Source organism: Methylorubrum zatmanii, assembly GCF_014845115.1.
In the GTDB taxonomy this organism is placed as follows: Bacteria; Pseudomonadota; Alphaproteobacteria; order Rhizobiales; family Beijerinckiaceae; genus Methylobacterium; species Methylobacterium zatmanii.
Genome location: NZ_NKUI01000154.1, coordinates 1 through 20,986, shown reverse-complemented (window position 1 = coordinate 20,986; position 20,986 = coordinate 1). Strand labels below are relative to the sequence as shown.

20 protein-coding genes and 1 pseudogene are annotated in these 20,986 nt (G+C 69.5%); 7 read left to right on the top strand and 14 right to left on the bottom strand.

What is annotated here, in order from left to right; genetic code table 11:
* On the bottom strand, positions 1–599 hold a 599-nt coding region (locus MZTS_RS18425; RefSeq protein ID WP_192284952.1), incomplete at its 3' end, for a LysR substrate-binding domain-containing protein.
* A gap of 155 nt (positions 600–754) precedes the next feature.
* Here MZTS_RS18425 and MZTS_RS18420 point away from each other — a divergent pair.
* Positions 755–2,344, top strand: a complete 1,590-nt coding sequence (locus MZTS_RS18420; RefSeq protein WP_192284950.1) for a catalase — start codon at positions 755–757, stop codon at positions 2,342–2,344.
* Positions 2,345–2,464: 120 nt separating this feature from the next.
* Here MZTS_RS18420 and MZTS_RS18415 read toward each other — a convergent pair whose 3' ends face one another.
* The 7 genes from MZTS_RS18415 to miaB all read right to left on the bottom strand — a co-directional run bounded on the left by MZTS_RS18415 (position 2,465) and on the right by miaB (position 10,498).
* Entirely contained in the window at positions 2,465–3,157 is a 693-nt protein-coding gene (locus tag MZTS_RS18415) for a BA14K family protein (protein WP_192284949.1), read from the bottom strand.
* Positions 3,158–3,372: 215 nt separating this feature from the next.
* Entirely contained in the window at positions 3,373–4,584 is a 1,212-nt protein-coding gene (locus MZTS_RS18410; RefSeq protein WP_192284948.1) for an MFS transporter, read from the bottom strand.
* A complete protein-coding gene (lnt, locus tag MZTS_RS18405; protein ID WP_192284947.1) occupies positions 4,584–6,305 on the bottom strand; it encodes an apolipoprotein N-acyltransferase in 1,722 nt (573 codons plus the stop codon). Before lnt ends, MZTS_RS18410 begins: the two co-directional genes overlap by 1 nt.
* Before the next feature lie 23 nt (positions 6,306–6,328).
* Complete coding sequence (locus tag MZTS_RS18400) at positions 6,329–7,474, bottom strand: hemolysin family protein (protein ID WP_192284946.1); 1,146 nt, start codon at positions 7,472–7,474, stop codon at positions 6,329–6,331.
* Positions 7,475–7,510: 36 nt separating this feature from the next.
* A complete protein-coding gene (ybeY, locus tag MZTS_RS18395) occupies positions 7,511–7,996 on the bottom strand; it encodes an rRNA maturation RNase YbeY (RefSeq protein WP_192284945.1) in 486 nt (161 codons plus the stop codon).
* Positions 7,997–8,013: 17 nt separating this feature from the next.
* Positions 8,014–9,120 (bottom strand): PhoH family protein, encoded by a 1,107-nt coding sequence (locus MZTS_RS18390; protein ID WP_009866026.1) that lies wholly within the window; start codon positions 9,118–9,120, stop codon positions 8,014–8,016.
* 37 nt (positions 9,121–9,157) lie between these two features.
* Positions 9,158–10,498, bottom strand: a complete 1,341-nt coding sequence (miaB, locus tag MZTS_RS18385; protein WP_192284944.1) for a tRNA (N6-isopentenyl adenosine(37)-C2)-methylthiotransferase MiaB — start codon at positions 10,496–10,498, stop codon at positions 9,158–9,160.
* A gap of 116 nt (positions 10,499–10,614) precedes the next feature.
* Here miaB and MZTS_RS18380 point away from each other — a divergent pair, with 116 nt between their 5' ends.
* Positions 10,615–11,055 carry an MEKHLA domain-containing protein gene (locus MZTS_RS18380; protein ID WP_192284951.1) on the top strand — a complete coding sequence of 147 codons (441 nt, stop codon included), beginning with the start codon at positions 10,615–10,617 and terminating at the stop codon, positions 11,053–11,055.
* A gap of 3 nt (positions 11,056–11,058) precedes the next feature.
* Here the strand turns inward: MZTS_RS18380 and MZTS_RS18375 are convergent, their stop codons facing one another.
* From MZTS_RS18375 to MZTS_RS18360, 4 genes are all read right to left on the bottom strand, one after another.
* Positions 11,059–11,937 (bottom strand): lysophospholipid acyltransferase family protein, encoded by an 879-nt coding sequence (locus MZTS_RS18375; RefSeq protein WP_192284943.1) that lies wholly within the window; start codon positions 11,935–11,937, stop codon positions 11,059–11,061.
* A 25-nt stretch (positions 11,938–11,962) separates the two neighbouring features.
* Positions 11,963–12,484, bottom strand: coding sequence for a GNAT family N-acetyltransferase (locus MZTS_RS18370; RefSeq protein ID WP_009863680.1), 522 nt, complete (start codon positions 12,482–12,484; stop codon positions 11,963–11,965).
* Complete coding sequence (gene tsaB / locus MZTS_RS18365; protein ID WP_192284942.1) at positions 12,481–13,161, bottom strand: tRNA (adenosine(37)-N6)-threonylcarbamoyltransferase complex dimerization subunit type 1 TsaB; 681 nt, start codon at positions 13,159–13,161, stop codon at positions 12,481–12,483. The genes MZTS_RS18370 and tsaB overlap by 4 nt, the downstream gene beginning before the upstream one ends.
* Before the next feature lie 148 nt (positions 13,162–13,309).
* Positions 13,310–13,876: a NifU family protein gene (locus MZTS_RS18360; protein ID WP_192284941.1), complete on the bottom strand. Its 567-nt coding sequence runs from the start codon at positions 13,874–13,876 to the stop codon at positions 13,310–13,312.
* A gap of 252 nt (positions 13,877–14,128) precedes the next feature.
* Between MZTS_RS18360 and rpoZ the strand changes: the two genes are divergently transcribed.
* From rpoZ to MZTS_RS18340, 4 genes are all read left to right on the top strand, one after another.
* On the top strand, positions 14,129–14,539 hold the full coding sequence (rpoZ, locus tag MZTS_RS18355; RefSeq protein WP_012455261.1) for a DNA-directed RNA polymerase subunit omega: 411 nt from the start codon (positions 14,129–14,131) through the stop codon (positions 14,537–14,539).
* 243 nt (positions 14,540–14,782) lie between these two features.
* Complete coding sequence (locus MZTS_RS18350) at positions 14,783–17,014, top strand: RelA/SpoT family protein (protein ID WP_192284940.1); 2,232 nt, start codon at positions 14,783–14,785, stop codon at positions 17,012–17,014.
* A 79-nt stretch (positions 17,015–17,093) separates the two neighbouring features.
* On the top strand, positions 17,094–17,684 hold the full coding sequence (pyrE, locus tag MZTS_RS18345) for an orotate phosphoribosyltransferase (RefSeq protein WP_192284939.1): 591 nt from the start codon (positions 17,094–17,096) through the stop codon (positions 17,682–17,684).
* A 501-nt stretch (positions 17,685–18,185) separates the two neighbouring features.
* Positions 18,186–18,848, top strand: a complete 663-nt coding sequence (locus tag MZTS_RS18340; protein WP_192284938.1) for a LabA-like NYN domain-containing protein — start codon at positions 18,186–18,188, stop codon at positions 18,846–18,848.
* A 209-nt stretch (positions 18,849–19,057) separates the two neighbouring features.
* Here the strand turns inward: MZTS_RS18340 and smpB are convergent, their stop codons facing one another.
* Positions 19,058–19,531 carry an SsrA-binding protein SmpB gene (gene smpB / locus MZTS_RS18335; RefSeq protein WP_091946509.1) on the bottom strand — a complete coding sequence of 158 codons (474 nt, stop codon included), beginning with the start codon at positions 19,529–19,531 and terminating at the stop codon, positions 19,058–19,060.
* Positions 19,532–19,631: 100 nt separating this feature from the next.
* Complete coding sequence (gene dapA / locus MZTS_RS18330) at positions 19,632–20,522, bottom strand: 4-hydroxy-tetrahydrodipicolinate synthase (protein WP_009864637.1); 891 nt, start codon at positions 20,520–20,522, stop codon at positions 19,632–19,634.
* 176 nt (positions 20,523–20,698) lie between these two features.
* On the opposite strand from dapA, the pseudogene MZTS_RS18325 reads away from it, so the two are divergent.
* Positions 20,699–20,986 (top strand): annotated as a pseudogene (locus MZTS_RS18325) (lytic transglycosylase domain-containing protein); the annotation flags it as partial.

Genomic DNA, 20,986 nt, shown 5'->3' with positions numbered 1-20,986 from the left:
CAACCCCTCTCTATTCCGCGGCAGCGTCCATTTTGTAAAAGAGACCGGCCCTGGGCCAGGGGGTGGTCGGCGGGACAGGCGAGGCGGAACGGCTCGACGAAGAGCGGCGAGATCGTCAGCCCCGAGGCCGCCACCGGCAGGGAGACGAGGGCGGCGTCGATGCGGCCGTCCCGCAGCCGGTCGAGGATCTCGGCGGTGCGCGCCTCGCTCAGGGCGAGCGTCAGCAGCGGAAATTCCTGGCGCAGCAGCCGCAGCACGAAGGGGAAATAATAGGGGCCGAGGGTCTGGATCGCCGCCAGCACGAGCCGGCCGGTGAGCGGCGAGCCGCGCCCCTCCACCGCCAGCGCCAGCAACCGCTGCGCCTCCGCCAGCACCACCCGCGCCTGCTGGACGATGCCCTGCCCCGCCACCGTGAGCAGCACGCGGCGATTGGAACGCTCGAACAAGGTGAGCCCGAGCGCGTTCTCCAATTTACGCACCTGCACGGAGAGCGTCGGCTGGCTCACGTTGCAGCGCTCGGCGGCCCGGCCGAAATGCCCCTCGTCGGCAACCGCCACAACATATTCGAGATCGCGCAAGGACAGGCCGGAGAGATTCATAGGCCGCATCTATCACAGCCTTTGTGACGATGCATTTGCCAATGGGTCATGCCTGGGTCATACCTGCGAGCCAGAATGGTTCCAGGCTGGGGCCCTCGGCGCGAGATCGAGCCGGTCGCACCGGAAACGTCCGAACTCCCAGGAGAGAGTACCGCATGACCGATAACCGTCCGATTCTGACGACCCGCCAGGGCCATCCGGTCCGCGACAACCAGAGCACGCGCACGGTCGGCGAGCGGGGCCCGGCGACCCTCGAGAACTACCAGTTCATCGAGAAGATCACCCATTTCGACCGTGAGCGGATCCCGGAGCGCGTGGTGCATGCCCGCGGCGCCGGTGCCCACGGCTGGTTCGAGGCCTATGGCAAGATCGGTGACGAGCCGGCTTCCAAGTATACCCGCGCCCGCGTGCTCAACGAGACCGGCGTGAAGACGCCGATGTTCGTGCGCTTCTCCACCGTGGCCGGTGCCAAGGAATCGCCGGAGACCGAGCGTGATCCGCGCGGCTTCGCGGTGAAGTTCAAGACCGTCGAGGGCAACTGGGACCTCGTGGGCAACAACCTCAAGGTCTTCTTCATCCGCGACGCGATCAAGTTCCCCGACATGATCCATGCGTTCAAGCCGGACCCGGTGACGAACCGCCAGGAGGCATGGCGCTTCTTCGACTTCGTGGCGCAGCACCCCGAGTCGATCCACATGGTGACGTGGCTGAAGTCGCCCTGGGGCATCCCGGCCAATTACCGCGAGATGGAAGGCTCGGGCGTCAACACCTACAAGCTGGTCAACGACCAGGGCGAGGCGGTGCTCTGCAAGTTCCACTGGATCCCGAAGCAGGGCGTGCGCAACCTGACCTCGGCCCAGGCCGCCGAGATCCAGGCCAAGGATGTCGGCCACGCCACCCGTGACCTCTACGACAACATCCAGGCCGGCAACTTCCCGGAATGGGAATTCGCCGTGCAGATCATGCCCGACGGCCCCAACGACCACCTGTCGTTCGATCCGCTCGACGACACGAAGCGCTGGCCCGAGGACCAGTTCCCGCTGCTCAAATGCGGCCGCATGGTGCTCGACCGCGTGCCGGACAACTTCTTCGCGGAAGTCGAGCAGTCGGCCTTCGGCACGGGCGTGCTCGTCGACGGCATCGACTTCTCCGACGACAAGATGCTGCAGGGCCGGACCCTGTCCTACTCGGACACGCAGCGTTACCGCGTCGGCGCCAACTACCTCCAGCTGCCGATCAACGCGCCGCAGCCCGGCGTGAAGGTCTATTCGAACCAGCGCGACGGCCAGATGACCTACGGCGTCGACGGCACCGGCCCGAACAAGCACATCAACTACGAGCCCTCGACGCTCGGCCAGGGGCTCGCCGAGGCGCCGAAGAAGAAAGAGTATCACCAGCCGGTGAGCGGCAATCTCGGCCGTTACCAGACCTCGCGCACCGAGGACGATTACGCCCAGGCGGGTCACCGTTACCGGACCTTCGAGGATTGGGAGCGCGAGGACCTGATCGCCAACCTCGTGGCCGACATGAAGCAGTGCCCGGAGCCGATCCAGCTGCGGATGGTCTGGCACTTCTGGCACGCCGACGAGGATTACGGCCGTCGCGTCGCCGAGGGCGCCGGAATCGATCTGGAGAAGGCCAAGGCCCTGCCGCCGCTGCCGGGCCGCGCCGCCCCGCACAAGCGTCTCCAGGCCGAGACCTATGCCGAGGGTGGCACCGCCCCGCAGCAGGTCGCCGCCGAGTAAGGTGAACCGGCTGTCGGCATGAAAAGCCCCGCCCGACCTGACGGTCGGGCGGGGTTTCTGTTGCTTCCAGGGTAAGCGCATCGTGGAGGAAGCGCCGGGTCTCGGCGCTTCCTCGTCCGATTAGGGGCAGGAGCGGCGCACGCCGCGCCTGACGACGTAGGTCTGGCTCTGCGGATCGTAGGTCTTGAAGCGGCGGGCGCATTCCGCGATCGCGTCGTCGTCCCCACCGGGCGCGATGCCCGTTTCGACCGTCTCCGTGCCGTAATAGCCGGCCGGCGCGTAGTAGCCGTCGTCGTAGCCGTATCCGTAGCCATAGCCCGGATAGCCGTAGGCGCCGGCACCGTAGAGGCCACCGGCCGCGAGGCCGAGACCGGCACCGAGCCCTAAGCCGAGGCCGACCCCGCCATAGCCGTAGCCACGGCGCCAGCCGGCGTTCCGCCAGCGGTCACCGCCGTACCAGCCACGATTGCCGAAGCCGGGGCGAACCCCGGCGACACCGTTGCCGAAGCCGGGACGGCCGGCGGCGAAACCGGGGCGGCCGGCAAAGCCGCCGGTCCCGAGCCCGGCACCGCCGCCCCTGAAGCCGCCGCCTGCCAGTCCGGCGCCACCACCGCGGAAGCCGCCGCCCGCCAGACCGGCACCGCCGCCACGGAATCCGCCACCGAAGCCGGAGACGCCGCCGGCGCCGAGGGCGCTGCGGAAATTGCCGCCGCCGAGGCCGCCGGAGCCGCCGACGGGGCGAGCGTCGGCCGTCGCCGGCACATAGGCCAGCGCGCCGACGAGTGCGGCCGAGGCCAGGATCATCCGATTCATCATAGCTCCCTGTATCTCGCGAGAAGGGCCTGCACCGGTCATCGACCGGCAAAAGCGGCCATTGTACTGGGAACGTGTGATGAAGCCGCATGATCCTAAGGCCAAGTTTGGCTCTATGTCGCGGCTGGGCCGGCCTGTTCATGGGAGCATTGGTGAAGCGTGCCGGACAGGGCGCACGACATCCGGCTCGGGGATACCGGAGAGCCTAAGCTGCCCTACGGCCGCGGGCCGACATGCCGGGCGCGGCCGGCACCGAGCCCGCAGGCGAGGGACGAGGCGGCGAGGGCGATGAACAGGATCGAGGGCAGCACCCAGCCGCCGCTCGCCTCGTGGGCAAGGCCGAAGCCGAGGGGCCCGAGGGCGGCCAGGGAATAGCCGATCCCCTGGGCCATGGCCGAGAGCGATCCGGCCGTCACGGCCTCGGGGGCGCGCAGCACGATCACCGTGAGACCAAGCCCGAAGATGCCCCCGAGGGCGAGCCCCAGGGCGATGGAAGCAGGAATCAGGGTGACGTCGGGTCCGAAGGCGGCGATCAGGAAGGTCGCCACGATCACGGCGAGCGTGGCGGCGATCCACCCGCGCTGGTCGCGCCCGCGGGCCGCGAGGGTGGCGACGATGAGGGCGCCCGGCGCCTGTCCCAGGATCATGATCGAAGCCGTGAAGCCGGCCTCCAGGGGGGTAAGGCCCTTGCCCTCCAGCACGGCCGGCAGCCAGCCGAACATGATGTAGGCGAGGGAGGATTGCAGGCCCATGAAGCCGGTGACCTGCCATGCCAGCGGATCACGGTGCAGGCGGACGGGCCGGCCGGCGGCCCTGGCCTCCGCCGGTTGGTGGGACGGCCGGCGGGCGAGCAGCAGCCAGACCGGCATCGCGGCGAAGGCCGGCAGGCACCACAAAGCGAGGGCCGGGCCCCAGCCGCCCAGCGCCTCCCGCAGGGGGACGCTCAAGCCGGTGCCCGCGGCGGCCCCGAGGCAGAGCGTCATCGTGTAGAGGCCGGTCATCCGCCCGGCGGAGGCCGGATAGTCGCGCTTGACCATGACCGGCAGGAGCACGTTGGCCAGGCCGATGCCGAGGCCCGCGAGGGCGCAACCCGCGAAGAGCGGTGGGAGGCTGCCCGGTGCCCGCAGGGCGAGCCCGAGGGCGACGGCAAGGAGACCGGCGAGCACGCCGGCATCGGGCCCGATCCGGCGCATGATCCAGGGGCCGAGCCCCGCCCCGAGGCCGAGGCAGAGCACTGGCAGCGTGGTGAGCACCGCCGCCCCCGCCGCCGACAGCCCGGTTTCGGCGATGATGCCGGTGAGCAGCGGCCCGACGCTGGAGAGCGCCGGCCGCAGGTTGAAGGCGGCGGCCAGCACCGCGACGGCAACCAGCAGGGTCGACCGGCGCCGGGCGGGGCGCGCTTCGATGTCCGTTCCGGGAGCGTGCATCAGCGGCGGCGCCGGGCTGCGAGGGCGACGAGGAGGCAGGCGATCAGCCCGACCCCGAACGGCCCGTCGCCGAAGGTGGCGTAGGGCGTGCGGCCGGGAAGCCGGGCCGGGAGGTCGGCGTCGAGCACGCCCTCGGTGCCGAGGGGCAGGCTTGCCGTGATCCGGCCATGGCCGTCGATTACCCCCGAGATGCCGGAATTGGCATCGCGCACCAGCGGCAGCCCCTCCTCCACCGCCCGCAACCGGGCCTGGGCGAAATGCTGGCGCGGGCCGGGCGTGTCGCCGAACCACGTGTCGTTGGTGAGGTTGAGGATCAGCCCCGGTACCGCCGGGACGCCGGCAGCCGGATCCGGCGGCAGGATCGCGCCGGGGAAGATCGCCTCGTAGCAGAGCGTGGCCGCCACCGGCGGCAGGCCGGGAACGCTGAGGATGCGCTGGCCCTCGCGGGATCCGGCGGTGAAGCCGCCGGGAATCGAGACGAACTGGCGCAGGCCCACCGCCCGAAGGATCGCATCGAGCGGCGCCGGCAGATACTCGCCGAAGGGCACGAGATGGACCTTGTCGTAGAGCTCGCCAAGGCGCCCGCCCCCGCCGATGGTCAGGATGGAGTTGAAGAACACCGCGTTCTCACGGGTCAGGCGCTGGCCCTCCGGCGGTTCGCGCACCCGCGCCGCGCCGACGATGAGTTGCTTGCCCTCCGGCAGGGCCGCTCCGATCCGACCCAGGGCCTCGGGATCGCGCTGGATCAGGAACGGGAAGGCGGATTCGGGCCAGATCAGGTGGGTGACGTCGGCGATCCCGGTGCGGTCGGGCGAGACCGCCCGGTCGCTGAGTTCGAGATAATGGCCGACGATCTGATCGCGCATCGCCGTGCCGAACTTCTCGTCCTGGGGAACGTTCGGCTGGATCAGGCGCAGGCGCACTCCGGCCACCGTCGGGTCGGGGCTGGTGGGCAGGCGCCACGCGCCGTAGGCGGCAAGGCCCGCCAGCGCGGCGAGCGCGGCGAGGGCCGGCACGAGGCGTTCCCGCGCCGTCGTGCCGGTGGCGAGGGTGGCCGGTGCGGCGGCGATCAGCACGGCGAGCAAGGTCAGGCCGTAGAGGCCGACCACCGAGGCCGCCTGCATGGTCCAGAGGTTGCTCCCCAGGGCCATGCCGAGCGTGTTCCAGGGAAAGCCCGTGAGCACGTGGCCGCGCAGCCATTCGGCGCCGGCGAGGCCGAAGGCGAGCGCGGCGATCCGGCTCGCGCCCCGGGACCAGACCAGCCGGGCGGCGGCGAAGCCGAGGGCGAAGAACAGGGCGAGCACGGCGGGAAGGCCGACGACGCCGAGCGGCATGGCCCAGGCGAACTGGTCGGCCTCGACGAGGAAGGCGGCGCCGAGCCACCACAGCCCGGCGGTGCAATAGCCGAAGCCCCAGGCCCAGCCGATCCCGGCGCAGACGAGGACCGTCCGACGCCCGGAACTGCCGATCGCCGCGCCGTCGATCAGCCAGACGGCGACGGAGAGCGACAGGATCAGCGCCGGGAACAGCCCGTAGGGCGGCATGGCGAGCGCCCCGAGGGTGCCGGCCGTGACGGCCAGCGCCAGCCGCTCCCAGCCCTGGCTCAGGATGATCCGATGCACGAGCGCTTCGAGCGGGCCGATCCGCGCCGCACCCGAGCGCGAGCCGGAGCCGGGCGCCGGCGCATCGTCACGATGCTCCAGGCCGAGCGGGACGGTCATGCTTCTTGCCCTGTCCCGTTCGCTTACCGGCCGGAATCGGCGGCCTGCGCCGCATCGGCGGCGGGCGGTGCCGTCCTTGGCGGTGGCAGGGCGAGCGGCACCACGGTGCCGATCTTGGCCGGGGCGCGCTGCAGCTTGAGCCGCTTCACCCGCCGGGGATCGGCTTCCAGCACCTCGAACTCGATCTCGCCGGGGCCGGCGATCACTTCACCGCGGGAGGGCACCCGGCCGGCCAGGGTGACGATCAGGCCGCCGATGGTGTCGATCTCCTCGGCGAGTTCGCCTGCGGCGGCGACGAGATCGACGCCGGTGGTCTCGGAGACCTCGGCGAGCCCGGCTCGGGCATCGGCGACATAGGCCTCGGTCTCGCCCTCCAGGCGATGGACGAGCTGGCCCTCGGCCACGTCGTGCTCGTCCTCGATATCTCCCACCACCATCTCGATCAGATCCTCGATCGAGATCAGCCCGTCGGTGCCGCCATACTCGTCGATGACGAGAGCCATGTGCGTGCGCGTTGCCTGCATCCGCACCAAGAGGTCGATGGCCGGCATGGAGGGCGGCACGAACAGAACCGGCCGCTGGATCCGGGTGGAGGCCAGCGTCGCGGTGAGATCGACCTTGCCGAGATCGAGGCCGCGCAGGACGCTCCGGGACGTGGTGGCGCGGCGCGGGCGCGGCGACGGCTTGGTCGCGGCATTGGCCGCTGCGGCGGCGGCGGGCTGGGCCGGCGGCCGGCGGAGCGGCGCCTCCGCCTTGGTGGCGAGATATTCGACGAAGTCGCGGATGTGGACCATGCCGCGGGGATCGTCGAGGGTCTCGCCATAGACCGGCAAGCGCGAATGGCCGGCGGTGCGGAACAGCTTGAGCAGGTCGCCGAGGCTGGTGTCGATGGACACCGCCACGATGTCGGCCCGGGGCAGCATCACGTCGTCGACCCGCACCTTGTGCAGGCCGAGCACGTTCTTGAGCATGGCCCGCTCGAGGGGGGAGAAGGCATCCTCGCCCGTGTCGGGCTCGGCCAGGGCCTCCTCGATGTCGGTGCGCAGGGACTCGCGCGGACGCAGGTGGAAGACGTTCAGCAGACGATCGTACCACGCCTCGCGTGGGGGAGGTTCGGCGTCCGCGGCTGGCGCGGCCAGGGCCGCGCCGCGACTTCGGTCGTTGGTCATGGGTCTCTGGGTTGGATGCGGCGGGAGTGCCGGGACTCAGTCGTCGTAAGGGTTCGGGACGCCGAGGGTGCGAAGCGCGGCGATCTCAAGGGCTTCCATGGCATCGGCCTCGGCCTCGCCGGTCTCATGGTCCTGTCCGAGAAGGTGAAGGGTGCCATGGACGAGGAGGTGGGCGAAATGGTGCTCGAACGCTTTCGACTGTTCCTCACTCTCGCGCACGAGCGTGTCATACGCAAGAACGACGTCGCCCAGCGGCCGGGCCATGCCGGGCTGGAGCGGCTGCTCCGCGGCTGGAAACGACAATACGTTGGTGGGTTTATCCTTGTTCCGCCACGTGCGGTTCAGGGTCTGGACGGTGGCGTCGTCGGCCAGCAACACGCTCACCTCGACCGGTCCCCCGGCCGAATCGGGCAGAATGTCCAATCCGGCCTCGACGGCCCGCAGCACGAACCCTTCCAGGTCAGGGATGGCCGCTTCCCAGCGCCCATCCTCGACGGCGATGTCGATCTCGTTCTCGGTCATGGTCGTCGGTTCGGAAGTCACGCCAGCGGCCGGCGCCGCGGATTCGGGTTGCGGTCGGCCTCCGCCTCGCCGTGGGCGGCGGCCTCGTAGGCGGTGACGATGCGGCGCACGAGGTCGTGGCGCACCACGTCGACGTCGCGGAAGCGCACCCGGCCGATGCCCTCGACGCCGTCGAGCACGTTGACCGCCTCCACCAGCCCGGATTTCTGGCCCGGCGGCAGATCGATCTGGCTCGGATCGCCGGTGATGATCATGCGTGAGTTCTCGCCGAGCCGCGTCAGGAACATCTTCATCTGCATCGAGGTGGTGTTCTGCGCCTCGTCCAGCAGCACCACGGCATTGGTCAGCGTGCGGCCGCGCATGAAGGCGAGCGGCGCGATCTCGATGATGCCGGTCTGGAGGCCGCGATCGACGTGGCGTGCTTCCATGAAATCGTAGAGCGCGTCGTAGATCGGGCGCAGATAGGGATCGACCTTCTCGCGCATGTCGCCAGGCAGGAAGCCGAGGCGCTCGCCGGCCTCGACCGCCGGACGCGACAGGATCAGGCGTTCGGCATGGCCCTGCTCCAAGAGCGAGACCGCGTGGCCGACCGCGAGCCAGGTCTTGCCGGTGCCGGCCGGGCCCTCGGCGAAGACGAGTTCGTTGGCGCGCAGGAGCTTGATGTAATCGCTCTGGGCCACGTTGCGGGCCCGCACGCCGCCGCGCTTGCGGGTGGCGATCTGCTCGAACTGCTCCCGGCCGGGATCGGCCACGATCTCGGCGGAGGGGAACAGGTTGCCCTGGAGGGTGACCTCCTGGATCACCCCGTCCACATCGCCGAGGGTCAGGGTCGTGCCGCCCTTCTGCACCCGGGCATAGAGCCGCTCGAACACCCGCCGCGCCTTCTCGGCGGCCTCGGGCGCGCCCTTGACGACGAGATGGTTGCCGAGGGCCGTGCCGGTGATGCCGAGGCGCCGCTCGATATGGGCGACGTTCTGATCGTACTGGCCGAAGACCAGGCTGGCGAGGCGGTTGTCGTCGAAGGTCAGGGACACCTCGACGGTTTCGGCGAGGCCGGGGCGCCCCGGAGCGGGGCGGGTGTTGCGGCCGGCAGGGCCACGGGCGGACGCAACGTCAATCGGCACGCGATGATCCCGAGATGGTGAGGACCTTGATATAGGGTCAGGCCGCCGCCGCCGCACCCTCCAGCACCTCGCCGAACAGGCTGTTCGAGCCCGAGCGGACGATGCGCACCGGCACGAGCGTGCCGATGGTGGAGGGGCTGGCATCGAACTGCACCGCCTGGAGATGCGGCGTCTTGCCCGCCACCTGCCCCGGATGCCGGCCGGTCTTCTCAACCAGGATCTCGGTGACGGTGCCGACCGCCGCCTCGTTGAAGGCGTGGCGCTGGGCGTCGAGCAGGGCTTGCAGGGCGGCCAGCCGCTCGGTCTTCACCGCCTCCGGCACCGCGTCCTCCCGCTCGGCGGCGGGGGTGCCGGCCCGGGGGCTGTACTTGAAGGAGAAGGCCGCCGCGAAGCCGGTCTCGGAGACGAGCCGCATGGTGTCGGCGAAATCGGCATCGGTCTCGCCGGGGAAGCCGACGATGAAGTCCGACGACAGGGCGATGTCGGGCCGTGCCTCGCGGATGCGGGCGATCAGCCGGCGGTAATCGTCGCCGGTATGGCGGCGGTTCATGGCCTGGAGGATGCGGTCCGCGCCCGACTGCACCGGCAGGTGCAGGTAGGGCATCACCAGCGGGTTGGTGGCGTGGGCGCGGATGAGGTCGTCGGCGAAATCGTTCGGGTGGCTGGTGGTGTAGCGCAGGCGAGCCAAGCCCGGCACGGCACTGAGCGCGTCCATCAGGCGGCCCAGCGTCGAGGGTGCGCCGTCCGGCCCCTCGCCGTGATAGGCGTTTACGTTCTGGCCGATCAGGGTGATCTCGCGGACCCCGCCCTCGACCAGACGGCGCGCCTCCTCGACCACCGCCGCCACCGAGCGCGAGACTTCCGCGCCGCGGGTATAGGGCACGACGCAGAAGGCGCAGAACTTGTCGCAGCCCTCCTGCACGGTGAGAAAGCCGGTGACGCCGCGATTGCGCCGGGCGGGCAGGTGGTCGAACTTATCCTCGACCGGGAATTCGGTGTCGACCACGCGGGTTTCGCGCGATTGGCGCAGCAGGTCCGGCAGGCGGTGATAGCTCTGCGGGCCCACCACCACATCGACGGCCGGTGCGCGCGACAGAATCTCCCGGCCCTCGGCCTGGGCGACGCAGCCCGCCACCACGATGCGGGTGTCCTGCCCGCTCTCGGCGCGCTCGCCCTTGAGCACGCGCAGGCGCCCGAGTTCGGAATAGACCTTCTCGGCGGCCTTCTCGCGGATGTGGCAGGTGTTGAGGACGACGACATCGGCCTCCTCGACCGACTCCGTCGCGCTGTAGCCCTCGGCCGCCAACACGTCGGCCATGCGGCCGGCGTCATAGGCGTTCATCTGGCAGCCGTAGGACTTGACGTAGGCTTTCTTCAAGTTCGCAACCCTGCCGCCGGCGGACGGCGCGTCTCTCGGGGACTGTTCGTTCGAGCCGCCCTGTAGCACGGTTCGCCCGCCGACACGATCCATCCCGAAGGGTGAAACATCCGCCCGTGACCCTCGCCGACGATCCCCACTTCTTCGCCCTCCTGACCGGCAGCTACCGCCGCCTCGTCGGGCAGCCCCTCCTCCCCGATCCGGGCCTTGGCCCGGACTGGCTCTACGCCTCGGCGCCCTTCGCGGTGCTCTCCCACGATCGCAGCGCCGACCCGCTCTTCGTCTACGCCAACCGGGCGGCGCAGCGGGCCTTCGGCTATGCCTGGGACGAGATCGTCGGCATGCCCTCGCGCCTGTCGGCGGAGGCGCCGGAGCGGGCCGAGCGCCAGCGCCTGCTCGACGCGGTCGTCCGCGACGGCTTCGTCTCGGGCTATGCCGGAATCCGGGTGGCGAAGGATGGCCGGCGCTTCCCCGTCACCGAGGGCGTGGTCTGGCAGCTCATCGACGAGGCGGGCGCCGTCCACGGGCAGGCGGCGACGTTTCCGCTGCCGGATTGAAGCTCAAACGGCGGCAATGCCGGGCGCCGAGACGTCGGCGCTCTCCCCGGCGATCCCGGGCGCGACCGGCGCCGGGAGGCCGGCGGGGACGCTCTTTCGGCTCTCGCGCAGGGCGTGCCGCACGGCGGCCTCGGCCTGGGCGGTGGCGACCTTGCGGTCGGTGGCCGCCTCGAAGGCGATGGCCGAGCCCCAGCGGATATGCACATCGATGGGGCCGCGCTGGGCGAACAGGGCGAGGTGGGGCGCAAGCTCCATGTCGCCGTACCATGCGATTTCCGGCCGCTCGGCCCGGGTTACGGGCAGGCCGTTGCGGCGCGGGTAGCTCAGGGCCAGGGGCTGCAGCCGGATGCGGGCGAGGCCCCCGGTCTCGGCGGTGAGGGCCGCCCGCGCGGCGCCCACCAGGGAGGAGCGGAACGGCAGGAGATGCAGGCCGTCGCCGGTGGTGCCCTCGGCGAACAGGACGATGAGGTCGCCGTCCGCCAGCCGCTGCCCGACCGTGGCGTTGACGCTCGCGGTCGCCGCGCGCTTGGCCCGCTCGATGAAGACGGTGCGCTGAAGCTTGGCCAGCGTGCCGATCAGCGGCCAGCCCTCGATCTCGGATTTCGCCACGAAGGAGAGCGGGCGGAGCGATCCGAGGGCGACGATGTCGAGCCAGGAGACGTGGTTGGAGAGGACCAGGGCCGGTTCGCCGGGCGGCGGCGGCGTCCCGCTCTGCGTCACCCGCACCGCGAACAGGCGCAGGAACAGGCGGTGGAACAGCACCGGGATCCATGCCGCCAGCCGCCCGCGGCCGAAGCGCAGGCTGAGCCAGTGCGGCCCGATCACGAGCGCGAAGACGAGCGCCTGGAGGGCGAGGCGCAGGGCGATGCCGACCCGCGTCATCGGGGGGCGAGAGGCCGGTGAGGCGTCACGACAGCGTCGCGCTCATGGTCAGCGCCGTCGCCCGGCTGCCGTCGGGCAGCGGGTAATAGCCCTTGCGCTCGCCGACCTTCAGGAAGCCGTGGCGGGTATAGAGCTTCAGGGCGGGGGCGTTGCCCTCGTCGACCTCGAGATGGACCGTGCGGATGCCGGCGAAGGTCAGCGCGGTGAGGTGCTCCCGCAGGAGCCGGTGGCTGTGGCCGCCGCCGCGGGCGGAGGGGGCCAGCACGATGGTGAGGATCTCGGCCTCGTCCGCCGCCTTGCGCGACAGCACGAAGCCGAGGAGCGCGTTGGCCCGGCGCAGGGCATGGGCTTCGGTGGAGCGCTCGCACAGCAGCCGCTCGAATTCGTGGGCGGCCCAGGGGCGGGCGAAAGCGGTGGCATGGAGCTTTTCCAGGGCACCCGCTTGCCCGGCATCGCGCAGGGGGGCCACGTAGGGCAGCGAGCCCCAGGCGTCCCACCACGCAGACCACCAATCGAGCGGCCAGAACGGGGAAACGGTCCGTGTCATGCCCGGGCGAGCCTCGCATGATCCTGCGGCTGGGCATCCGGTCCGCGCAGGTAGAGGGGGCGGGGCAAGGCCTGCTCCGGATCGGCCACGAGCCCGAGGGAGGCGACCCAGGCGATCTGCGGCGCCCCGGTCTCGGCCACCTCGACCGACAGTCCGGCCGTTCCGGCCGCCGCGGCGAGCCCCGGTGCCCCCGAGCCGGTGAGGATCGCCCGGCGCCCGCCGAGCAGGCCCACCGCCTGTTCCAGGCTGACATGGCGGGGCGGGATCACCACCCCTTCCGCCACGCTCATCGCCTGCAGGTAGACGGCGCCGTGGCGCGCATCGATCGCCGCGACGATCATGTCCTCGCCGTTGAGGGCGAGCTGCGGCGCGAGCAGGGCCGAGAGGGTGGTGACGCCGACCACGGGGATGTCGGCGGCGAGCCCGATGGCGCGGGCGGCGGAGAGGCCGACGCGCAGGCCGGTATAGCTGCCGGGGCCGACGGTCACCGCGACCCGCGCCAGCCCCTCGAAACCGCCCTCGACCCGGGCCATCACCCGCTCGATCAGCGGCAGCAGCGCCTCGGCATGGCCGCGGGTGAGCGCCATCGACTCCTCGGCGAGCAGGTCGTCGCTGTCGTCGGTGGCCACGCAGGCGGCGCAGGCTTCGAGCGCCGTATCGATGGCAAGGATCCGCAAACCGTCGATTCCATCCGGGGCGGGCCACACCGCCCGCCATCCGGCTATCTTTAAGACGAAACCCCGGCCCACGTCAGTGCATCCGCCGCCGCCGCCCTCACGGAAGCGTGGCGGTGTTGCACCGCTGCCAGGGAGGCCCGGTCGAACGTCAGACCGCCTGGACTTCCCGCACGGAGGGCAGGAAGTGGCGGAACAGGTTCTGCACGCCCTGGCGAAGCGTCGCTGTGGAGGACGGACAGCCCGAGCAGGCGCCCTTCATCTCGAGATAGACGATCCCGTCGCGATAGCCGCGGAAGGTGATGTCGCCGCCATCGCCCGCCACCGCCGGGCGCACACGGGTCTCGAGAAGATCCTTGATGGTCGCCACCGTGTCGTGGTCGGCCTCGTCGTAGAACTCCTCCGCATCGTCCTCGGCCAGCGCCGTGCCCTCGGCGAGGACCGGGCGGCCGGACTGGAAGTGGTCCATGATCGCGCCGAGCACGGCGGGCTTCACCTGCGGCCACTCGTTCACGCCGTCGGCCTTGGTGACCGAGATGAAGTCGTGTCCGAAATAGACGCCGGACACGCCGGGCACCGCGAACAGGGCGCTGGCCAGGGGCGAGCGCTCGGCGCTCGACGCGTCGCGGGCCTCGAAGGTCCCCTCGGTCAGAACCACGCGGCCGGGCAGGAACTTCAGCGTGGCGGGGTTCGGCGTGGCTTCGGTCTGGATGAACATGGCGGAAAATCCTCGGGTCCGCTGGCGCCGGTTCAAGGCCGGCCGGGATCGGAGCCGGCTCGAGGCCGGCACCGCTTTCCATGTGGACCGGGGAGGACGAATTCTCAACCGGCCGGACGATGGTGACCCTCGATGACAGGGGACGGGAATGGGCCCGTTCGCACCGGCTTGTTGCGGAGCGGCAACCGGTGTAGGAAGCCCGTTCATCACGCACATCGTTCGTTCCCGCGCCTGAGGAAGGAGCCGCCTCGCATGGCTCGCGTCACCGTCGAAGACTGCATCGAGAAGGTCGAGAACCGCTTCGAGCTGGTCCTGCTCGCCAGCCACCGCGCCCGCCTGCTCGCCGCCGGCGCCCCGCTCACCGTCGAGCGCGACCGCGACAAGAACCCGGTCGTGGCCCTGCGCGAGATCGGCGACGAGACCATCACCGCCGAGGATCTCAAGGAGCAGCTGATCCACTCGATGCAGAAATACGTCGAGGTGGACGAGCCCGAGGCCGAGACCGTGCCGCTGCTGTCGAGTTCGCCCGCCGCCGCCGCCGTGGCGCCGCAATCCTCGTCCGACGACAAGGACGTGCAGTTCGACCGCATGAGCGAGGAAGACCTCCTGCGCGGCCTGGAGAACCTGGCTCCGCCGACCGAGACGGACGACGAGGGCGAGTAAGTCTCGCGCCCCGTCGATCCCGCGATTTCGCGCCCGCCCTCGTTGGATCGAGCGGCGGGCGTTTTGCTGGCCGATGACGCGCCATGCGTCGTGCAATCGGCGCAGGGCGAATCGCACAGCTGCGCTTCCTCCGCGACGCCATGGGTCTGGCGGAAACGCCGCCGATGCAGGAAGCTGTCGCGCGACGACAGCGGCCGTGCCGGCCGTCTTCCCTAACCGATTGAGAGCAGGATCCTTCGGCGGATGATGCGCCAGTACGAACTCGTGGAGCGGGTCAAGCGCTACAATCCGGCCGCGAACGAAGCGCTCCTCAACCGCGCCTACGTCTACGCCATGCGGGCGCACGGGACGCAGAAGCGCGCCTCCGGCGATCCGTTCTTCGCCCATCCCCTCGAAGTCGCCGCGATCCTCACCGACCTGCGCCTGGACGACGCCACCATCGTCGCGGCGGTGCTGCACGATACGGTGGAGGACACCGCCGCCACCCTCGACGAGATCCGCGAGATCTTCGGGTCGGAGATCGGCGCGCTGGTCGATGGCCTGACCAAGCTCAAGCGCCTCGATCTCGTGTCGAAGCGGGCGGTGCAGGGCGAGAATTTCCGCAAGCTGCTGCTGGCCGTGGCCGAGGACGTGCGGGTGCTGCTCGTCAAGCTCGCCGACCGCCTGCACAACATGCGCACGCTCCACTTCATGCGGGACGACAAGCGCGCGCGGATCGCCGAGGAGACCCTCGACATCTACGCGCCGCTCGCCGGCCGCATGGGTATGCAGGAGCTGCGCGACGAACTGGAGGATCTCTCCTTCCGCACTCTCAAGCCCGAGGTCTACGAGACCATCACCAGGCGGCTGGAGGACCTCTCGGCGAAATCCGGCAGCGTCATCGAGAGCATCGAGCAGGATCTCACCGCCCGCCTCGCCGCCCGGGGCATCACGGCGCAGGTGAAGGGGCGGCTCAAGAAGCCGTTCTCGATCTGGTCGAAGATGGAGCGCAAGTCGGTCGCCTTCGAGCAATTGTCCGACATCGTCGGCTTCCGGGTGATCGTCGCCACCCTCGCCGATTGCTACGCCGCCCTCGGGGTCGTCCATACCGGCTGGCCGATGGTGCCGGGCCGCTACAAGGATTACATCTCGACCCCGAAGCAGAACGATTACCGCTCGATCCACACCACGGTGATCGGGCCCAAGCGCCAGCGCGTCGAACTTCAGATCCGCACCGCCGAGATGGACGAGATCGCCGAATACGGCATCGCCGCCCACGCCCATTACAAGGAGGCCTCGGCCGAGGGCGGCGAGGCCGAGGTGCATCCCCGCCTCGCCACCGAGAGCGGAGCCTATCAATGGCTGCGCCGCACCATCGAACTCCTGGCCGAGGGCGATTCGCCGGAGGAGTTCCTGGAGCACACCAAGCTGGAGCTGTTCCAGGACCAAGTCTTCTGCTTCACGCCCAAGGGGCGCCTGATCGCCCTGCCCCGGGGCGCCACGCCGATCGACTTCGCCTACGCGGTGCATACCGATGTCGGCAACACGGCGGTGGGCGCCAAGATCAACGGGCGCCTCGCCCCCCTCCTCCACGAACTCGCCAATGGCGACGAGGTCGAGATCGCCCGCTCCGACGGCGCCTCGCCGCCGGCCGCCTGGGAATCCCTCGTCGTCACCGGCAAGGCGCGGGCGGCGATCCGGCGGGCGACCCGCGCCGCCGTGCGGCGGCAATATGCCGGGCTCGGCCGTCAGATCCTCGATCGGGCCTTCGAGCGGGCGGGCAAGAGCTTTTCGGAAGAGAAACTGCGCGGCGCCCTGCCCCGTCTCGCCCGCGGCAGCACGGAGGATGTGTTCGCCGCCGTCGGCCGGGGCGAGATGTTCTCCGGCGACGTGGTGAAGGCGGTCTATCCCGATTTCAAGGACGAGCGCCGCCCTGGATCGAGCGGCGGCCCGGCGGCCAACGGGGCGGCGGGGCGGCTCAGCCGGTCCAAGGACCAGACCATGCGGCTGACCTTCTCGGCGGAGGCCGACGGCACGCCCGCGCCGGGCGGCATCCCGATCCGGGGGCTCGCGGGCGACCTGCCGGTGAGCTTCGCGCCGAATGGCGGCGCCGTGCCGGGGGATCGCATCGTCGGCATTCTCACCCCCGGTGTGGGCGTGACGATCTACCCGATCCAGTCGACGGCGCTCGCGGCCTTCGACAACGAGCCCGAGCGCTGGCTCGACGTGCGCTGGGACGTGGAGGGCTCGCAGGAACGCTTCCCCGCCAAGATCGCCCTCGAATCGATCAACGAGCCCGGCACGCTGGCCCAGATCGCCCAGGTCATCGCCGAGCATGACGGCAATATCGACAACGTCTCGATGCGCCGCCGGACACAGGACTTCACCGATATCGCAATCGATCTCTCGGTGCCGGATCTGAAGCACCTGACCGCCATCATCGCCGATCTGCGCGGCAAGCGCTCGGTCAGCCGCGTCGAGCGCGTCAACGGATAGGCGGGCCCGAACGGCGCGCTTGCGACTTGCATGCAGGCCTGCAAGAAGCGGCGGGATACGGGTCGGCGAGCTGGTGGCCATGACGTCGGAAGAAGTCCTCGAAGAGTTCCGCTCCGCGGGCGCCCTGCTGCAGGGGCACTTCATCCTCAGTTCCGGGCTGCGCTCACCGACCTTCCTGCAGAAGATGACGATCTTCTCCGATCCGGCGCGGACGGAGCGGCTCTGCCGCGCTCTGGCCGAGACCCTCACCGCCCGCTTCGGCAAGATCGACATCGTGGTCTCGCCGGCCATCGGCGGCATCATTCCAGGCTACGAGACTGCCCGCCACCTCGGCGCCAAGGCGATCTTCGTCGAGCGCGACCCCGGCGGCCCCTTCACCCTGCGCCGAGGCTTCTCGATTCCCGCCGGCACCCGCGCCGTCATCGTCGAGGACATCGTCACGACCGGCCTCTCGGCCCGGGAATGCCTCGCCTCCCTGAAGGACGAGGCCGGTGAGGTGATCGGTGCTGCTTGCCTGATCGACCGCTCCGGCGGCCGCGGCGAGATCGGCCTGCCGCTCGTCTCCCTCGTCACCCTCGATATCCCGACCTACTCCCCGGACGCCCTACCCCCGGAACTCGCGGCTATTCCTCCGGTCAAGCCGGGCAGCCGCGCCATGGGTAAGCCCTGAGACTGTCACGAGCGCCCCGGCGCCCGCGGGGTGTGGGCCGGGGCTGCCGGATCAGGACGAATAGCCAATGTAAAGTTTTGCGGATGGCAACTTTAGCTATAATTATATGATCGGGTTGTTTTTGCTTCAATATACAACTTAAGCGGAAAATACTTCAGGAAGAATGTCCTGTCGTCGAGGATGATGGATTGTAGTGTTGTCGGGCCTTATGTCGCCCTAACTCTTCGTGGTGCTTGACAGAAACTTTCTCCTCCGCCACGACGGAGCGCCGTCGGATCCATCGTCGGGCTGACACTTTCGCAGGATCCGGTTTGGCACTGCCGGCCGTCGTGGCGCTGCCCAAACTCTCACTGTAATGACAGGCCAAGACAATCGAAGGCTGTTAGCGTGAGGGTGTCCGGTGACTCATTTGTTGCGGTCGTAGATTTCGATTCAATAGCTTAAATTTGTCAATTTCTGCGCAATCGCATTATCTTTAATCTCCAGAACATGGGTCAATCGATGAGCGACAAACAACGCACCGCGATTTTTATCGACGGCGCCAATCTGTACGCGACGACGAAAGCACTCGGCTTCGATATTGATTATAAGCGGCTGCTCAAGGATTTTCAGAATCGCGATAACCTGATCCGGGCTTTTTATTATACGGCCATGATCGAGGATCAGGAATATTCCTCGATCCGCCCGCTGATCGACTGGCTCGACTATAACGGCTACCGGGTCGTGACGAAGCCGGTGAAGGAGTTCACCGATTCCGCCGGTCGCCGCAAGATCAAGGGCAATATGGATATCGAGCTCGCCATCGATGCGCTCGAACTCGCGCCCTATATCGATCACATGGTGCTGTTCTCTGGTGACGGCGATTTCCGTTCCCTGGTCGAGGCGATTCAGCGCCGCGGCGTGCGCGTCTCCGTCGTCTCGACGATCCAGACCCAGCCCGCGATGATCGCCGACGACCTGCGGCGGCAGGCCGATGAGTTCGTCGATCTGGCCCATCTCGCCAACCGCATCGGTCGCGATCCGAGCGAGCGTCAGGCGCGTGCGCCGGGTGACGGCCCCCGTGCCCGCGGCGATTTCGCCGACCGCGCGCCCCGCGCCAATCCCGGTCTGGAGAGCCGCTACGGCATCCGTCCCGGTTCGTCCGACGACGAAGCCGAGGTCTGAGACGAATCCGCTTGATCGGAGCGGGGTGCGTCTCAGCCAGCCCGCGCGGCGTTCGAGCGAAGCCCAAATCCGCCATCCCGACCGGATCGACCGGATTGAGTCTGAAAACCAAAAGGCCGGCGCGCCGCCTCCCCCATCCCAAGGTCAGCTCTCGCGGCACCTCGGGATGGGGATGGTCGGTTGGGTCGTCGTGGTGAAGCGGGGCCGAATCAGCCCTTGTCGCGCATCAGGCGGGCCTTGTCGCGCTGCCAGTCGCGCTCCTTGACGCTCTCGCGCTTGTCGTGGAGCTGCTTGCCCTTGCCGAGCCCGAGTTCGACCTTCGCCCGGCCCTTGTCGTTGAAGTAGATCTTCAACGGGATCACCGTATAGCCCTGGCGCTGTGTCGCCCCGATCAGCTTGTTGATCTGGCGGCGATGCAGCAGCAGGCGGCGCGGCCGCTTGGTGTCGTGATTGAAGCGGTTCGCCTCCAGGTATTCCGGAATATAGGCGTTGAACAACATCAGGTCGTTGCCGGACGGCCCGGCATAGGATTCACCGATGGTCGCCTTGCCGCCGCGCAGGGATTTCACCTCGGTGCCGGTCAGCGCGATGCCGGCCTCGATGACGTCCTCGATCGCGTAGTGGTAGCGGGCGGAACGGTTGTCGGCGACGACGCGCCGGCCGGGTTCGGGTTTCGGTGCCATCTCTTCTTGGAAACGTCTCGAGCGTCAGGCGGAGGACGGCTCCGCGATATGGGTCAGCGAGGGGACGTAGACGACCCCTCGCCGTCTCGAATCGGGCCGGTCAGATCAGCCCCGCATGGGCGAGCGCCGCATCGACCGCCTTGCGGCAGCCCTCGGTCGCCGGCACCAGCGGCAGGCGCACCTCCTCCGACATCAGGCCGAGGCGCGAGAGCGCGTACTTCGCCGGCACCGGGTTCGATTCGTAGAACATCTGCACGTGCAGCGGCATCAGCCGGTCCTGGATCGACAGCGCCTTGGCGTAGTCGCCCGACAGCGATGCCTCCTGAAGATCGGCGCAGAGCCGGGGTGCGACGTTCGATACCACCGAGATGCAGCCGTGCCCGCCATGGGCATTGAAGCCGAGCGCCGTCGCATCTTCGCCAGAAAGCTGGATGAAACCTTCTCCCAAAGCCTGCCGCTGGAGGCTGACACGGTCGATCTTGGCCGTGGCATCCTTCACGCCGGCGATGTTCTTCAACTCGAACAGCCGCTTCATGGTGTCGACGCTCATGTCGACCACGGACCGGCCGGGGATGTTGTAGATGATGATCGGGATGCCGACGGCGTCGTTCACCGCCTTGAAGTGGGCGTACATCCCGTCCTGCGTCGGCTTGTTGTAGTAGGGCGTGACGATGAGCACCGCGTCCGCGCCCGCGGCTTCCGCATGACGCGCCCGCGCGACAGCCTCCGCCGTCGAGTTCGAGCCGGCTCCCGCGATCACGGGCACCCGGCCGGCCGCCTCGGCGATGCAGCTCTCGACCACGCGGTCGTGCTCGGCATGGCTCAGGGTCGGGCTCTCGCCGGTGGTGCCGGTCGGCACCAGGGCGTGGGTGCCCTGCTCGATCTGCCAGTTCACGAATTTCCGGAAGGCCGCCTCGTCGAACTCGCCATCGCGGAAGGGGGTCGCGAGCGCGGTCATCGAGCCGCGAAGGCGGGCGTGGGTATCGGTCATCCTGGCGTTCCCGGCCGGTCTTTTTGCCTGCCCCGGCGGCTCCGGCGCCGACGGGACGCGCGAGACATAGGCCCTCGTCTGCCCGCGCGCAAACGCTTCGCTTGCGCAGTTAATGCCATCTTAACGGACCGGAGCCCAGCTTAAGGCTTGGCCTCCGAGTCGGGGTGTCTCACATCATGGCGTTCCCCGCCCGCTCCCTGCCCCTGCTCCTCGGGCTCGCTCTGTCCGGCCCCGTGCTGCTGGCGCGGCCCGGCGACGCCGTCGAGATCCGCAACCCGCAACCGGCCTCGGCGCCCGCCGCCCCGACGAGCGACGCCACCGCGCCATCCGTGCAGGTGAGCGATGGCCCGGCCTCCGACCCCGTCGCGGCGGATGCCCTGCGCCTCGATCCGAGCGCGGGCGAGGCGGCGACCGACAAGCCCCTGCCGGCGGCGGCCTCCGCCTATGCCTCGACCGAATCGGAC

What these genes read in the sequence shown, in the direction of transcription:
- MZTS_RS18420 (WP_192284950.1), top strand. Translation starts at nt 755, where the DNA reads ATGACCGATAACCGTCCGATTCTGACGACCCGCCAGGGCCATCCGGTC.
- MZTS_RS18415 (WP_192284949.1), bottom strand. Translation starts at nt 3,157, where the DNA reads ATGAATCGGATGATCCTGGCCTCGGCCGCACTCGTCGGCGCGCTGGCC.
- MZTS_RS18410 (WP_192284948.1), bottom strand. Translation starts at nt 4,584, where the DNA reads ATGCACGCTCCCGGAACGGACATCGAAGCGCGCCCCGCCCGGCGCCGG.
- lnt (WP_192284947.1), bottom strand. Translation starts at nt 6,305, where the DNA reads ATGACCGTCCCGCTCGGCCTGGAGCATCGTGACGATGCGCCGGCGCCC.
- MZTS_RS18400 (WP_192284946.1), bottom strand. Translation starts at nt 7,474, where the DNA reads ATGACCAACGACCGAAGTCGCGGCGCGGCCCTGGCCGCGCCAGCCGCG.
- ybeY (WP_192284945.1), bottom strand. Translation starts at nt 7,996, where the DNA reads ATGACCGAGAACGAGATCGACATCGCCGTCGAGGATGGGCGCTGGGAA.
- MZTS_RS18375 (WP_192284943.1), bottom strand. Translation starts at nt 11,937, where the DNA reads ATGACGCGGGTCGGCATCGCCCTGCGCCTCGCCCTCCAGGCGCTCGTC.
- MZTS_RS18370 (WP_009863680.1), bottom strand. Translation starts at nt 12,484, where the DNA reads ATGACACGGACCGTTTCCCCGTTCTGGCCGCTCGATTGGTGGTCTGCG.
- MZTS_RS18360 (WP_192284941.1), bottom strand. Translation starts at nt 13,876, where the DNA reads ATGTTCATCCAGACCGAAGCCACGCCGAACCCCGCCACGCTGAAGTTC.
- rpoZ (WP_012455261.1), top strand. Translation starts at nt 14,129, where the DNA reads ATGGCTCGCGTCACCGTCGAAGACTGCATCGAGAAGGTCGAGAACCGC.
- MZTS_RS18350 (WP_192284940.1), top strand. Translation starts at nt 14,783, where the DNA reads ATGATGCGCCAGTACGAACTCGTGGAGCGGGTCAAGCGCTACAATCCG.
- pyrE (WP_192284939.1), top strand. Translation starts at nt 17,094, where the DNA reads ATGACGTCGGAAGAAGTCCTCGAAGAGTTCCGCTCCGCGGGCGCCCTG.
- MZTS_RS18340 (WP_192284938.1), top strand. Translation starts at nt 18,186, where the DNA reads ATGAGCGACAAACAACGCACCGCGATTTTTATCGACGGCGCCAATCTG.
- smpB (WP_091946509.1), bottom strand. Translation starts at nt 19,531, where the DNA reads ATGGCACCGAAACCCGAACCCGGCCGGCGCGTCGTCGCCGACAACCGT.
- dapA (WP_009864637.1), bottom strand. Translation starts at nt 20,522, where the DNA reads ATGACCGATACCCACGCCCGCCTTCGCGGCTCGATGACCGCGCTCGCG.